Source organism: Planktosalinus lacus, from assembly GCF_014640155.1.
Classification (GTDB): domain Bacteria; phylum Bacteroidota; class Bacteroidia; order Flavobacteriales; family Flavobacteriaceae; genus Planktosalinus; species Planktosalinus lacus.
Genome location: NZ_BMGK01000004.1, coordinates 85,045 through 100,091 on the forward strand (window position 1 = coordinate 85,045; position 15,047 = coordinate 100,091).

A 15,047-nucleotide genomic window follows, 5' to 3' on the forward strand; every position below is an offset into this window, starting at 1 on the left:
CAGAGGTAAAAGCTAAACTATTTGAATCTAGAAGAATTAATAAAGGCCTGTAAGAAAAACGACAGGAATGCACAAAAAGAACTCTACAATCGATATAAAGCGGTTCTTTATTTGGTGTCTTTAAAATATTGCCGCAATAACCAAGATGCCGAAGACAATCTGCATGACGCCTTCATTTCAATTTTCAATACCATAAAATCATATAAAAACAAAGGTTCTTTTGAAGGTTGGCTAAAACGAATCACTATAAACAAAGCAATTGATAAATACAAAAAAGGGAAATCAACCGTGTCAACTGAAATAAAAGAAGCTCTTTTAGAAGACACCCTAATAGAAGACGAAAAATTGAACATCCCTTTTGAGACCGTTCTAAAATCTATTCAGAAGTTACCCGACCAATACAGACTTGTTTTCAGTCTCTATCAACTTGATGAATACTCACATAAAGAGATTTCAAAAAAACTTTCAATTTCAGAAGGTACATCAAAATCAAATTTGCACAGGGCAAAAGCATTATTAAAGAAAAATATTTTAAAAGCAGGTTTTAAACCATAAACCAATCAAAATGGGACAAAAAGAGGACATAGGAAAGCTAATCAAAAAACAATTTAAAGGTGTTGATGTTTCACCTGAGGATTTGCTTTGGGATAAAATTGATGCTACCCTTCAGAAGAGAAAAAGGAAAAGAAGAGCCCTGCTTTTTTTGTTATTTATAATTGCTGCTATAGGACTTTCCACCTACTATTATACAAATTACAATCCATCTAACGTTGTAAATAATTCCCCAAATAGTGATTTAAAAAATGAATCCAGTCCAACGAATTCGATGACTGAAACTCATAATACTACCAATCAAGTTGGCAATACTACTGATCAGGAAAACATTTCCAATCAAGAAAATTTAGAAAAAGTTAATAGAGATACATTGACTCAGGAAAATGATAAATCTCCTCAAAAAATATTTTCTGAACAGTTTTTAAACAAAGGAAAATCAAAAACAAATAAAAGTAAAAATACAACACAAAATAAAGAAGAATATACTCAAGCATCCAACAAAGAACTTACTGAAACATCAACAACTTCTAAAACTGATAATTCAGATACTATAATTCAAGATACTGTATTAGATACTCTAAATAAAACAAAGAACCTCAAAGAGAACTTTCCTCAGAACACTGCCAGACAAAAAAGAGCGCGCATTCAAAAAGACAGCACTAATAGCAACGAGAAAACAATTGATAACATTGATTCAAAAAAATGGGCGCTTACTATAACCGGGGGTGTTTCTTACCTCAATTCGTTCAATAGAGGGTCAATTATTGATTCACGACTTGACACATACAATCGGGAAGGTACACTTGATTTTTCTTATGGTTTAGCGATTCGTTTTGAGCTTTCAAACAAATTTGCAGTTAGCTATGGAGCAAATAAATCAACGTTCAGTTATGAGACTCAAAACGTTCCGTCTTCAGATGAAATTGAAATAAATAGAATTTTAAGCTATACTGATAGATCCTTTGGAAATACAACTACAAGTGCTGAAGTTTCAAACTTCCTGGATGGAGAAAATCAAACTGACTTATTACATCAAATTGAATATATTGAAATGCCGCTTTTAATGCACTATAAACTTATAGATAAACGATTAGGAATTCACACAATTGGTGGCTTCAGCACTTATTTACTCAATAAAGATCACTTGTATGTTAAAAATGATCAAGGAAAAAGGCTTAAAATTGGTGATTCAAAAAACCTGATTGCAACAAGATTCAGTATTAACCTAGGTGTGGGAGCATATTATACAATCTCTGATAATTTTATGATAGAACTAAACCCTACTTTAAAATACAACTTTACAAAAATCAGCAGCAGGTCAAACGGTGATAATCCTTTTGTCATTGGGGTTTTCACCGGATTGACCTATAAAATATTCTAATCAGTTTAAAATTATTTTGTACTTCCTGTAACATTTTCTGTTCTCTTCACGTATAACTATAAGAACAAGATTATAAAATCACTATTTAAGACTTGTTACAAGATAATCTTTACTGAAAAGACGCTTCCGGAGAAGCAAGGGTTACAACTCTCAGTCGGTAGTAAACAGAGTGAACCCGATCGATCTGAATAAGTAAAAAAAGTATTTTGTAGCAAGTCTTTTTAAACTGTAAACTCCCTACATGAGACAACTAAAAATTACGAAGCAGGTTACTAACAGAGAAACCGCATCCTTAGACAAGTATCTACAAGAAATAGGAAAAGTTGACTTAATCACCGCAGACGAAGAAGTTGAATTAGCACAAAGAATCAAAAAAGGAGACCAACGGGCATTGGAGAAATTGACCAAAGCCAATTTACGATTTGTGGTTTCTGTTGCAAAACAATACCAAAACCAAGGCTTGACCCTTCCTGATTTAATTAACGAAGGTAACTTGGGTCTTATCAAAGCGGCACAACGTTTTGATGAAACACGTGGTTTTAAGTTTATCTCCTATGCTGTTTGGTGGATTCGTCAATCCATTCTACAGGCATTGGCAGAGCAATCAAGAATTGTGCGATTGCCTTTAAATAAAATTGGGTCAATCAACAAAATCAACAAAACTTTTGCCTTTTTAGAGCAATCACATGAACGTCCGCCTTCAGCTGAAGAAATTGCTAAAGAACTGGACATGACCATCAATGACGTAAAAGAGTCGATGAAAAACTCCGGCCGTCACGTATCAATGGATGCACCCCTTGTGGAAGGAGAAGACTCAAACCTCTATGATGTATTGAGAAGTGGTGAATCACCAAATCCTGACAAAAGCCTTTTGCACGAGTCTTTACGCACCGAAATTGAACGTGCACTGGAAACTTTGACACCCCGTGAAGCAGATGTGATTCGTTTGTATTTTGGCCTTGGTGATCAACATCCTATGACACTGGAAGAAATTGGCGAGACTTTTGATTTAACCAGAGAGCGTGTGCGACAAATCAAAGAAAAAGCCATCAGAAGGTTAAAACACACATCGCGAAGTAAAATATTGAAGACATATCTAGGATAATTCCTATATTACGGCAACTAACAGTTATCACTAACTGTTCGTTTTTTGATTGATGAATGAATCCCCGGCTGATTACCGGGGATTTTTCATTATTTCCGCCAAGGCGGAAATCTCGTAAATCTATCTTTCAATATTTGAAACAATTCCCTAATATAAATCCCAAAATCAGAGAAATTTTTTTTTCAATGATATTAATTTCAACTTCATAAGCAAATACTGCTTACATATTTAAACCAATCAACAAACACACTTCCATCGAACTTTAATATCTTTGCAAAAACAATCTTAGTATGAGCATCAAAATAGCCCCTTCCATCCTTGCAGCAGATTTCGCCAACCTTCAACGCGATATTGAACTAGTCAACAAAAGTGAAGCACACTGGTTTCACATTGACATTATGGACGGCGTTTTTGTGCCTAATATTTCATTTGGAATGCCCGTGCTTCAGGCCATAACCAAACACGCAACAAAAACCATCGATGTGCACTTAATGATTGTTGACCCTGACCGCTACATCAAAACATTTGCAGATTTAGGCGCAAACATACTTACCGTGCATTATGAAGCCTGTACACACCTTCACAGAACATTGCAAGCCATTAAATCCGAAGGCATGCAGGCTGGCGTGGCACTGAATCCGCATACCAATGTTTCTTTACTTGAAGACACAATAAAGGACATTGACCTGGTGTGTTTAATGAGTGTAAACCCCGGTTTTGGAGGGCAGAGCTTTATTGAAAATACTTATAAAAAAGTGAGCCAACTCAAGGAAATCATTAATAGAAACGGGGCTTCCACCAAAATTGAAATCGACGGTGGCGTGACTGATAAAAATGCGAAACTACTCGTTGAAGCAGGAGCAGATATATTAGTGGCCGGCAGTTATGTATTTGGCGCTCAAAACCCTACAGAAACTATTGCGGGATTAATAAAATTAACTAATTAAGGGTCAAATATTATAATTCTGAACTTCTTTTAGTAGCTTTATTGTAATTTTCAAGCCAAATGAAAATAGAAGCTACACCCTCATTTGATTCCTGGACATCCTTATTCCTTGTGGCTGTGTTCATGGGAATATTTTTGTTTTTTTCGATACTCCTCTCAAAAAACAAAAGGACCATTCCCATTGCTTTTCTGATTCTGGCTTTTTCTTTAATATTATTTCAATATGTTTTATACTGGACCAATTACATGGTGGTTATCCCTTATTTTAAATTATTACCTCATGTCAGTTATTATTGTGCCGGGCCATTATTATACTTATACTTTTTAAATTTATATAAAAAGGAAGTTTCATTCAATTATGCGATGCACTTTCTACCTGCTTTTTTGGTAATCATAACCTATGTGGCTATTCTTATGAAAAATACCCATTTCCCGGAGGTGAAAATCCCATGGTTTTGGTTTTCAAATAACCCTTGGTTTATTGCTATTCATTTAGGAATATATTTCTTACTGATTTTTAAATTATTCTCTAAAATCCAAAGAACTACTGAGTATGAAAACCTGAGACATCGATGGAGTCTAGTTTTAATTATACTTTTTGGCTTGTTTATCTTGGCCTACGTTTCCTATTATGTGTTGGTTAACTTTTCATTTTTTAATAGTGAATGGGATTATTTAATTTCCATCGTAATGAGTGTGTCCATATATACTATTGGCTTTTTTGTAATTAAACAACCGGAAGTATTTGATGGTGAGTTTTTTACCAAGCTGTTTTTACCAAAGCAAAATACATCTGATTCTTTTGAAGATGCTTTACTAAATGAGATTTACAATAAACTCACCAAACACATGGAAACTGACAAACCCTATATTGATAACGAATTAAGGCTCGTAAACCTTGCGGATTCATTGGGCTTCTCAACACACCTACTCTCAAAAGTGATCAACAGAAAATCAGGGAAAAATTTCAATCAATATGTCAATGAATACAGGCTTAAAGAAGCTAAAGAGTTGCTTTTGAAGAACCCGGAATACAGTATTAAAACTATCTATTTTGAAGTGGGCTTTAACAATAAAGCCACTTTTTATAACGCCTTTAAAAAAGAATTTGAATGTACACCCAGTCAATTTAGAAGCTCACGCTTTTCCTCATAATACTTAAAAAGAGTCTGTTTTTATAATCATAAACCCCTTTACACATTTTGTTTTTGAAATTAGCTTTAGAAATTTTTAAAAACAAAAGATATGAAAACAAAAGCTTTATTTTTTTTAGTAGTACTACTGACCTTAACTTTTGAATTTTCTGCTCAAAACACACATTATATTTATGTGAGTGACGCAGGAGGTTTTACAAGTCAACCCTGGCAAATACTTCGTTATGATCTGGATGGAACCAATCCTCAGGTATATATTTCAAACCAGGATTTTGTAGCAAATGGAGTAGGCTGGCCACAGGATATTCTCTTTCTTGAAGATCAAAATGTGGTTCTTATTTCTTGTTTGGTAGGAAACAAAATCACAAAACACGATGCAGATTCTGGTGCATATATTGACGACTTTGCAACAATACCGGGAGGCCCCACACGTATGAAAATTGGCACAGATGATCTTATTTATGTTTTGCAATGGAGTGCTACCAATAATAAAGTACTTCGTTTTCAGCAAGACGGCACAGCATTGGGTGAATATACTGATGTGGGAGTAGCCAGAAGTATCGGTATGGATTGGGATAATGCAGGCAATATGTATATATCTTCTTATAGTGGCAGTTACGTACAAAAATTTGACACAAATGGGATGTTTATGGAAGAGTTTATAAACACAGAACTAGCAGGCCCCACAAACATTATGTTTGAAGGCAATGGAAATCTTCTTGCATTAAACTGGTCGGGAAATAATGTGAAACGATTTGACGCATCAGGAAATTTTTTAGGAACATTTACCACATCTATTACCCAACCCGAAGGTATTACGGTACACCCGGTTAACGATAATTATCTTATTGGAAATGGCGGAAATGGCAGTGTTGATATGTTTCAATCTGATGGTACTTTTGTTGAAAGTACCATCCCAAGTGGCTCAGGTGGATTAATGCAACCCAATGCCGTAGTAATAAGAGATGCAACGCTTTCAACAGAAAGCTTTATAAAACCCAAGGTTTTTGTTACACCCACTTTTGGTTCAGAGTTTAAGTTGAACACAACTGAAACCCAATTTTTAGATTCTTTAGAGTTGTATAATACACAAGGTGAAAAAGTAGCAAGTTTACCTCTTGATGTTACTATCTGGAATGCTGATCGGCTTTCAGAAGGGCTCTATATTTTAACTGCTACAAAAGGAGATTCTAAATTTTCTCAAAAAATTATAGTACAAAAATAATTTAGCTATAAATAGAAAGAAACCATATCAAGTTGTTATTTGATATGGTTTATTTTTTGTCATATCTTTAAAGCTATGAATCTTCAGGAGGTATTAAATTTATTTTTCAGAATCATTGTATCGTTTCACATACTAAATTTATTCATAAAAGACCAAGAAATATGAAGCTTGTAAAAACCTTCACAGAATACTTCAGTCAAAAAAATATAGTGAATGGGTAGAGATGTGAATTATGATGTAGTCATTATCGGTGCCGGTCCTATAGGGATTGCATGTGCATTGGAATGCAAAAAAAACAATCTCAGGTATCTTGTTCTTGAAAAAGGAACTTTAGTCAACTCGCTCTACAATTACCCGCTGGATATGACCTTCTTCTCTACTTCTGAAAAACTGGAAATAGACAACATTCCTTTTATGAGCGTCAACCCCAAGCCCAAACGCATTGAAGCCCTGGAATATTACCGGCGAGTAGCAACAAATAATGACTTGAACATCAACCTTTTTGAAAAGGTTCTTTCCTCTGAAAAAGAAGGCCCCCTTTTTAAAATCACTTCTGAAAAAGCCACGTATTTTTCCGAAAACCTGATTGTATCTACGGGGTTTTATGACATTCCCAATAAACTGAATGTCCCCGGTGAAGATTTAAAAAAGGTAACTCATTATTATAAAGAAGCACACTATTACACTTTGCAAAAAGTGGTTGTTGTGGGTGCCAGCAATTCTGCCGTGGACGCTGCGCTTGAAATCTGGCGAAAAGGTGGAGATGTAACAATGATTATACGTGGAAAATCTATAGGCGACCGTGTGAAATACTGGGTAAAGCCCGATATTGAAAATCGCATTAAAGAAGGAAGCATCAAAGCCCATTTTGAATCTGAAATTAAAGAAATAACGAAAAATGAAGTCATCATCAACACATCTGAAGGAGATGTTACTATAGAAAATGACTTTGTCATTGCTTTAACCGGCTACCGGCCAAATTTCAAGTTTCTTGAAGATTTGGGCATAAAACTTTCAAACGACGAAAAATCATATCCCACCTATAATAAAAAAAGCATGGAAACCAACGTCAAGGGTCTTTACCTCGCGGGTGTTATTTGCGGCGGAATGGACACCCATTTATGGTTTATTGAAAACTCTGTGATTCACGCAAAACAAATTGTAAAGCATATCCTTTCAAAAAACAAATAATCCCTAAAAATGGTTGAGGCCTTCCAGAATATAGAAATCGGATTGTTGCTGCTATTGTTTGGACTGGGGGTTGTTGCTTTTATTATTTCGACTGTTTCGGGAGGTGGCGGGGCTTTGATTTTGGTACCCGTTTTAAACTGGCTTATTGGAACGCCCTCTACTGCTCCGGTTTTAAATCTCGGAACATTTATTGGCCGGCCGGTAAGGTTAATCCTCTTTTGGAAACATATCAACTGGAAGGTCTTTTGGTATTATGTTCCGGCAGCACTCTGTGGGGCCTGGATTGCCGGATGGATATTCAGCGAACTCAATGTAGACTGGCTAAAGTTTTTTGTGGGGCTGTTTTTAATAAGCACCTTGTTTCAATACCGTTTCGGTAAAAAGAAGCAATCCTTTGTCATGAAATACCGGTATTTTGTTCCTTTGGGTTTGGCTGTTTCCATCCTGGGCACCATAATCGGGGCACTTGGCCCTGTTTTAAACCCTTTTTATTTAAATATTGGCCTGGAAAAAGAGGATTTGATCGCTACCAAAACTGCCAACTCTTTCTTTATGGGAGTGGCACAAATAAGCAGTTATAGTTTTTTTGGACTTTTGGACAACACCCTATGGATTTTTGGTATTGTATTGGGTCTTGGGGCAGCTTTGGGAAATTGGTTGGGTAAACTATTCCTTTCCAAAATGAAAAGCAGTTTGTTCAGAAAATTTTTAATTGCCCTGATGGTCATCAGTGGTTTTATTATGATGTACGACTTGTTGAAATCCTTTTTTTAAAAAGTAAAAGCAATCCTATTTTCAAAAGTGAACGCATCAACTCAAGTCAATAATTTCACAGACTTCCTCAACAGTTGAATTCTTTTATCCTATTAAGATAGCTGCAATTGTAATTTTTTATAAAAAATTAATACACAATTAAGAAATGTTTAGCAGGAATACAGTTTTCTATCCTTTGATTTTTAACGGAATAGACCTATCTTAGATAGAATAACCTTAAAAATTCAAAAGATGGATTTAATAAGCCCAAAAGATTTAAAAAAGTTAACAGAATATACAAATGATGTATGTGTTTCAATCTTTATTGCAACCTCAAGGTCAGGTAAAGAAGTATTGGAACTACATGACAAAACTCGTTTAAAAGGAAAATGGGATGAATGCAAACGGAAACTTGAAAATAAAGGAGTCGCAGTTGAGAAAATAAAAAAGATTGACAGGCCCATTCAGGATTTGTTAAATGACAGCGATTTTTGGAGGCATCAGTCAGATGGTCTTGCCATTTTTGCTTCTGATTCTTTTTTTGATAAATACACTCTGCCCATCAACTTTGAAGACTATGTTTATGTCTCAAAAGAATTTTACCTGAAACCCCTTGCCCCTATACTTTCAGGTGATGGGAAATTTTTCATCCTTTCGCTGCAGCTTAAGGATATTAAATTTTATGAAGCCACACGATACAGCATCGGGGAAATAAAAATTGACGAAATAACACCATCGAGTCTGCGGGATCGTGTGGGTTATGATTATGAAGAAAAAAACCTTCAGTTCAGGAGCCAGCAAGAAGGTGAAGGTCATGCTATTTTTCACGGTCATGGCGCCGGTGGCAGGGATCATAAAGATGAAATATTTAAATTCTACAAAGCTATTGATGACGGCCTGAACAAGCTTTTGGAAAATGAAAAAGCTCCCCTGGTCATTTTTTGTCAGGACTATATGTTTCCCATCTATAAAGAAGCAAACACTTACAACAACCTCTATGACACCCCCATTCCGGGAAACCCAAATGATGTTGACATCATAGGCCTTCACAGCAAAGCAGTAGAAACCGTTGAGTCTTATCTGAATCAGGAAGAAAAGAAAAAATTAAAGAACTATGATGACATCCCTTTAAGTGAAAAAAGTGCTGCTGTGCACGATATCATTCCCGCTGCTTTTCAAGGTAAAATTGACGCCTTGTTTTTAGAAAACCGGGGAGAAATTTGGGGAACCTATGATGAAGAGAACATGAAAGTAAAAGTACAGGATAAACAAACACCTGAAAACACCTCTTTAATGAACCTTGCCGCAGTCAAGGTATTGGAAAACAAAGGCGCTGTTTACTTGGTTGAATCTCCTCTTATGCCGGAAAAAGAAGGTAAAATGAATGCCATTCTGAGGTACCGTTAAGATGTTTTTATTATATATGAGAAATTTAATACCCAGCAAAATTAAAGTTCAGCAACTTTTTTTTAAACGTATAAAGTTCCGGAAAGTTTTGTTTTAGTTCCACAGGAGACTCAAAAAAATACTCAGCCAGTACGGCCATAAATTCATATTGGTTTGTAAACGCATAGGTCCTGAAAAAACGAGTGTTGTCCAGTTGGTCTTTTACTTCCTGATTGGTCAACCGTTTAAGAATGTTCTTAAAATGTTTCATGTATCGTGCAGAATCGGGGTCTTTTCCGGTCATCGCCTCGAGTTGCATGGCGTGCATGAATTCGTGTATCCCCAGGTTGAGATTATCATTTGTAATTTCATACCCTTTCTCAAAATCTTTCCAGGATAAGGCTAAAACCCGGAGTTTTGGGTTGAATTCGCCTTTGTGGTAAGCATCATTTTCTTTGCTGTAAAATTCTTTTGGGTAAATCAGGATAGAGTCTATCAACCTGTACGTATAGTTTTTTCTGCCAAAACTAAGTAAACACCCTATGGCAGCAATCAAGGTAATATGTGTTTCAGTAAGTTCAAGCCCTTCCCTGCCAATAAAATGTTTCTGCCTGATAAAGGTAGCAACCCGGTGTTCAAATTGTTTTTTGTGCTTAGAAGAAAGTTGATTGTAAATTGAAAATCGCGAACGCAAAACGCTTTGCTGCTTTTCAGACAGTCTCTTATAGACAAAAAATTGCCGTATCAACGGCTTGTCAAAATAAAGCATGTAGTGATGTTCAAACACCCGGAATAAAAACAGAAAAATACCTAAAAAAACAAGGGCATACGCATAAGGCGCAAGCCAGCCATAATTTTGATTGGTGTCTACAGCGTTTAGCAATAATGGAAAAAGTTCCATTGAAATTCTTTAATGAAGTAACGTTCCAGAATAGTAAATCGTATTTTTGAGTAGAAAACTATGGGCATACACTATCCATACACCATCTATTAAGTATCCATTAAGTATCTATGGAGTAGCTTATTCCCTTTTTGAAGAATCACCAACAAAGTTTTGGGAGTTGTTCTTAAACAAGATGTTGAATGTGGTCAAACTTCCATAGCAACGGGTGATGTATTGCTGCAGGTCAATCTTAAGATCGGCATCCAGCTCTTTGGAGGCGTTGATTTTTTGTTCCATCACACGTAAGCGATCGCGCAACATCACAATTTTATTAAAGAAGGTGTCGACAGGCACTTCTTTGGAGGACAAGGTTTTGTCTTTGGGCTGCAGGATCATAGTACCCCCGCGCCATTTATCAGCAAGGGGCACCACTTCGCTAATATCGCTCCAGCGCTTTAGGATGTCCCTGAGTGATTCTTCCACTTCTGAAAAGCTCACGGTGTCCACTTCGTCTTCCACGGCTTCTATGGTCTCAAAATCATCGTCAACAGGAATTGTTTCCAGTCCCTTGTCCATAAAAGTCACCCAATACATTTTGGAAGTGACATTGGTGACCACTCCCTTGCCGTGCGTGGGATGATCAATCCTTGATCCTATACCTAATATTTGTTGCATATCCCCTATTCCCGCGAAGGCGGGAATCTCATGATTTAAAGTTCTACATTTCCATCACTAAATAAAGCATTTTTTTAAAAAGGTGCAATAGTTTTAAAAAGAAAAAGACCTTTAGCCGAAGCTAAACGTCTTTTTCATACAACTGGTTGGTTATTTTTTATTTTTTCACCAGTTTAATAAACTTGGCTGCGACTGGCACTTTATTTAGTCTTACGTCCTGAGTCCTGCAGTCCTAAGTCACAGGGTTAAAGTCTTTTTTTATATTTTCTCTTCTCTTATATCCACTCACGGCTCACCTCCATCTTAATAATGCTTTCATCTAAATATCAGAAAAAATGCACGTATGAGTGTATGATTCAAGTAAAAACCCAAAAACGAATGTATAGACTCACCTGCATGAATGTATGATTCATGATGCATGAGTGTATGATTCAGGTCGAGTCTATGTATGGTTCATGCATGGTTACTGTATGGTTCGCCTGAAGCGAATGCCACCCGAGTCCCACTTGAATGCTACTCTAATGCCACTTTCATGCCACCTTTAAGGCATGATAAAGGCATATAAATGCTATAAAGAGTACTTTTCGCCAAAAATCAATTACTATTTTTAACAATAAAATTAATGTTTAAAATCGGTCAACTCTAATCAGGGAAGTTCATCAGGAGCATACTGGCGGGGGTATAGCCGCTATTACCACATTGTACTTTGGTTCTACATATGTTTTTTAGCCATTTTCGGCCATTTTATTTCCAATGTGTGTCATCACTTCATTGAATTCTTTTGATGGACTGAATTCAATCATTTTAACATCTTCCTGTACAATTGCGGTATGTCCGGTTGGTAAATAATAAACATCCCCTACTGTTAAAACTTCCTCAGCTCCATCATCATATTTAACAAGTAGTTCCCCACTTAATATATATCCCCAATGTGTACTGTGACAACTGTCATTTTTAAGTCCATTTAATAAAGGCGTAAAATCCGTTCCCTTTGGCAACTCGTTAAAGCAAACCGTCATTCCACCAAAGTTGTCTTGCATTCGCATCGTTGTTCCGGGTGCTTCCATTGTTACCGGAATGTTTTTTTTGTTGACTTTCATAATTTAATATTTAATTGATTAGTTGATTTTTAAATTACTTGCGTAGTACATTAGTATATTAAAGCTAGGTTAAAAATTTATAATTGATATAGTTCATATCTAAAACATGCTTTGTTTATTTTTTTCTAAAGTAGTGCCTTCCGGCAAAATATCAAAGGAATTTTTAATGTTATATTGTTGTTAGTGAAAACATTAGGAAAATATCATTCATCTGAAACGTCTGTGTGAAATAGCAAAGGGATGTTTAATAAAATAACGGAGGTACCCTCAGAAGCCGGTTGTGCAACCCGGGAGGTTTTATGTTTTTTGTGTGGGCACGAAGTCATAGACTTCGCGCAGCAAGGAGTTCTTCTATCAACAACAGGGCTCATCTTGTTGGATGGGTAGGCACTTTACACTTCCGTAACTGCAATAAACACAACAGTCGCCTTGCAGTGGTTTTAATACCGTCTTGCACTTTTCACATTCGTAAAAAAATTGGCAAGCTTCTGTGGGCATTGTTTCTTCTTTCCGGTGGCCGCAGTTAGGGCAAGTGATGGTGGATTGTAATGTGACCTCCATTTTATTGCTCCTTTTTGGCTGTTACTGTATATCCTGTTGCGGTAATTGCATTTTCAATTTCTGCAACGTTTGTTTTTGAGTTGTCAAATTCTACAATAGTATTTCCATTGTCATAGGAGGCTGTTGAATTTATGATTCCCGGAAGTTTATTCACTTCGTGGTTTATGGGTGCTTCACAACCCGCACACGTCATGCCACTTACTGAAAACTCAACAGTTTGTACATTTGCTTTGTCAACTACAACCATTTGTTTTTCTGTCTGGGGAAAGAAAGCTGAAGAATAGTATGGAAAGGCAAGCATCAATACTGCAAAAACGGTGATGATTCCTAAAAAAGTGTTGCTTTGAATAAACTTTGGTTTTACATCAGTTTCACAATTGCTGCAGTCAATTTCCTTTTTTGGTTTGAGTTGTAAATACCAGGCAAACCCAAGAACAAATAGGGTCAACCCAATTAAATAAGGTCTGAAAGGGTCAAGCCATGAAAAAGTTGAAGCCACACCGCTCGTTCCGGCAACCAAAGCCAAAACAGGGGTGATACAACAAAACGAAGCTACAATTGCTGTCAAAAGCCCAAGGCCTGCGAGTCTTTTTTCTGATTCTATTTTCTTGTTGCCCATATTGACTGTCAAAGGTAATCCATTTCTTAAAACCCATGTATCCAAAAACCTTTAAATGTTATTTGCATTGTCCATACAAAACCGGAAAACCTTCAAGAGCCGGGAAAAAAGGGAAATTCAGAAGTGAATTTCTTGCTAAGAAGGCACTAAATCACAAAGTTTCACTAAGAGAAAAGATTATACACTTTGTGTGAGACGAACTAATGTTGAGAGGTTTTTTGGTTTCTTGTTTTTAAGAACCAATATTCCGCTGCAAAAATAGCAACCATAAATAGCAGGGAAATGATGACCACGAAGGGGTCGCTCTTCGACTTTATATACAGAAATGCACCCAATACCACAGCATCCAGAATGATGGCAGTGATTAGGATACCAGCATTTGCTTTTATTTCTTTCCTTAGCTTTCTCAATATACCCCAGTGAATAATAATATCCATCACAAGATATAATATGGCTCCCATCGAAGCAATCCTGCTGAGATCAAAAAAGATGGTAAGTACAATTGCGATGACCGCCACATACACTAACATGTGCTTTTGTATCCTGCCGGGCATTCCAAAATGGCTATGCGGAATCAGCTTCATATCGGTAAGCATGGCAGTCATCCTGGAAACCGCAAAAATACTGGCAATAATTCCGGAAACCGTGGCCACAATTGCAATGCCTACTGTAAACCACAGCCCATACTTACCAAATGCAGGACGTGCTGCCTCTGCAAGGGAATAATCTTTAGCTGCTACAATTTCAGGAATGGACAGGTTCACGGAAACCGCAAAAGCTACCAAGAGATAAACCACCAGACATATCAATAAGGAAATGACAATGGCACGGCCTAAATTTTTATGTGGCTTGGTAATTTCATCTCCGCTATTGGTAATGGTGGTAAAACCTTTGTATGCCAATATGGAAAGGGCAAGTGCCCCGAGGTAGCTCGCAACCGAATACTCATCGGTTTCCACCTGTGGTAATGCCTGTTCAAATGAAAACCCTGCAGCCCATAACCCGCCGATGGCAAAAATGGCAATTCCCCCAATTTTGATGATTGCCATAGCAAATGAAGATTTACCTATGAATTTATTACCGGAAATATTCACTAGAAAGGCAATTACAATAAGCAAGACACCCAATACCGGAACCAGAAAACTGTTGTCTTCCACATCAAACAGCTGAAGTGTGTAACTGCCAAAGGTGCGGGCGACTAAACTTTCATTGATGACCATTGAAAATGCCATAAGCAATGCGGCACCTGCCGTAACCGTACCCTCGCCATAGGCCTTTTTAAGGTACATCGCGATGCCACCGGCAGACGGAAACGCATTGGACATCTTAACATAAGAATAAGCACTAAAACCCGAAACAATTGCCCCTGCCAGAAAAACAAAAGGAAATAGAGTGCCTGATAATTCAGCTACCTGACCCAACAAAGCAAAAATACCTGCACCTATCATCACTCCGGTACCCAATGCTACCGCACCCGTTAATGATAAACTGCCTTTTTTGTATTGCCCCATAG

The 15,047-nt window shown here is 36.9% G+C and carries 15 protein-coding genes; 9 read left to right on the forward strand and 6 right to left on the reverse strand.

Going from position 1 to position 15,047, the window contains the following annotated elements; translation table 11 throughout:
• Positions 1–21 precede the first annotated feature (21 nt).
• From IEV69_RS05695 to IEV69_RS05735, 9 genes are all read left to right on the forward strand, one after another.
• Positions 22–555, forward strand: a complete 534-nt coding sequence (locus tag IEV69_RS05695) for an RNA polymerase sigma factor (protein WP_188440392.1) — start codon at positions 22–24, stop codon at positions 553–555.
• 10 nt (positions 556–565) lie between these two features.
• The gene (locus tag IEV69_RS05700; RefSeq protein ID WP_188440394.1) at positions 566–1,936 is read left to right on the forward strand and encodes a hypothetical protein; all 1,371 of its coding nucleotides are present in this window, start codon (positions 566–568) and stop codon (positions 1,934–1,936) included.
• Positions 1,937–2,177: 241 nt separating this feature from the next.
• Positions 2,178–3,041, forward strand: a complete 864-nt coding sequence (locus tag IEV69_RS05705; protein WP_188440396.1) for a sigma-70 family RNA polymerase sigma factor — start codon at positions 2,178–2,180, stop codon at positions 3,039–3,041.
• 290 nt (positions 3,042–3,331) lie between these two features.
• Positions 3,332–3,988, forward strand: coding sequence for a ribulose-phosphate 3-epimerase (gene rpe, locus IEV69_RS05710; protein WP_188440398.1), 657 nt, complete (start codon positions 3,332–3,334; stop codon positions 3,986–3,988).
• A 59-nt stretch (positions 3,989–4,047) separates the two neighbouring features.
• A complete protein-coding gene (locus IEV69_RS05715; RefSeq protein ID WP_188440400.1) occupies positions 4,048–5,142 on the forward strand; it encodes an AraC family transcriptional regulator in 1,095 nt (364 codons plus the stop codon).
• 90 nt (positions 5,143–5,232) lie between these two features.
• A complete protein-coding gene (locus IEV69_RS05720) occupies positions 5,233–6,366 on the forward strand; it encodes a T9SS type A sorting domain-containing protein (protein WP_188440402.1) in 1,134 nt (377 codons plus the stop codon).
• A 213-nt stretch (positions 6,367–6,579) separates the two neighbouring features.
• Entirely contained in the window at positions 6,580–7,557 is a 978-nt protein-coding gene (locus IEV69_RS05725; protein ID WP_188440404.1) for a YpdA family putative bacillithiol disulfide reductase, read from the forward strand.
• 9 nt (positions 7,558–7,566) lie between these two features.
• A complete protein-coding gene (locus IEV69_RS05730) occupies positions 7,567–8,331 on the forward strand; it encodes a sulfite exporter TauE/SafE family protein (RefSeq protein WP_188440406.1) in 765 nt (254 codons plus the stop codon).
• A gap of 231 nt (positions 8,332–8,562) precedes the next feature.
• A complete protein-coding gene (locus IEV69_RS05735) occupies positions 8,563–9,717 on the forward strand; it encodes a baeRF7 domain-containing protein (RefSeq protein WP_188440408.1) in 1,155 nt (384 codons plus the stop codon).
• Positions 9,718–9,742: 25 nt separating this feature from the next.
• Here the strand turns inward: IEV69_RS05735 and IEV69_RS05740 are convergent, their stop codons facing one another.
• The 6 genes from IEV69_RS05740 to IEV69_RS05760 form a co-directional block, all read right to left on the reverse strand.
• Positions 9,743–10,597, reverse strand: a complete 855-nt coding sequence (locus IEV69_RS05740; RefSeq protein WP_188440410.1) for a zinc-dependent peptidase — start codon at positions 10,595–10,597, stop codon at positions 9,743–9,745.
• Between the two features lie 120 nt (positions 10,598–10,717).
• Positions 10,718–11,254, reverse strand: a complete 537-nt coding sequence (locus IEV69_RS05745; RefSeq protein ID WP_188440412.1) for a DUF8685 domain-containing protein — start codon at positions 11,252–11,254, stop codon at positions 10,718–10,720.
• Positions 11,255–11,979: 725 nt separating this feature from the next.
• On the reverse strand, positions 11,980–12,354 hold the full coding sequence (locus IEV69_RS05750) for a cupin domain-containing protein (protein ID WP_188440413.1): 375 nt from the start codon (positions 12,352–12,354) through the stop codon (positions 11,980–11,982).
• Positions 12,355–12,708: 354 nt separating this feature from the next.
• Complete coding sequence (locus tag IEV69_RS13875) at positions 12,709–12,915, reverse strand: GDCCVxC domain-containing (seleno)protein (protein WP_229741349.1); 207 nt, start codon at positions 12,913–12,915, stop codon at positions 12,709–12,711.
• A gap of 1 nt (position 12,916) precedes the next feature.
• Positions 12,917–13,534, reverse strand: a complete 618-nt coding sequence (merTP, locus tag IEV69_RS05755; protein WP_373283661.1) for a mercuric transport protein MerTP — start codon at positions 13,532–13,534, stop codon at positions 12,917–12,919.
• A gap of 200 nt (positions 13,535–13,734) precedes the next feature.
• Positions 13,735–15,045: an APC family permease gene (locus IEV69_RS05760; protein WP_188440415.1), complete on the reverse strand. Its 1,311-nt coding sequence runs from the start codon at positions 15,043–15,045 to the stop codon at positions 13,735–13,737.
• Positions 15,046–15,047 lie beyond the last annotated feature (2 nt).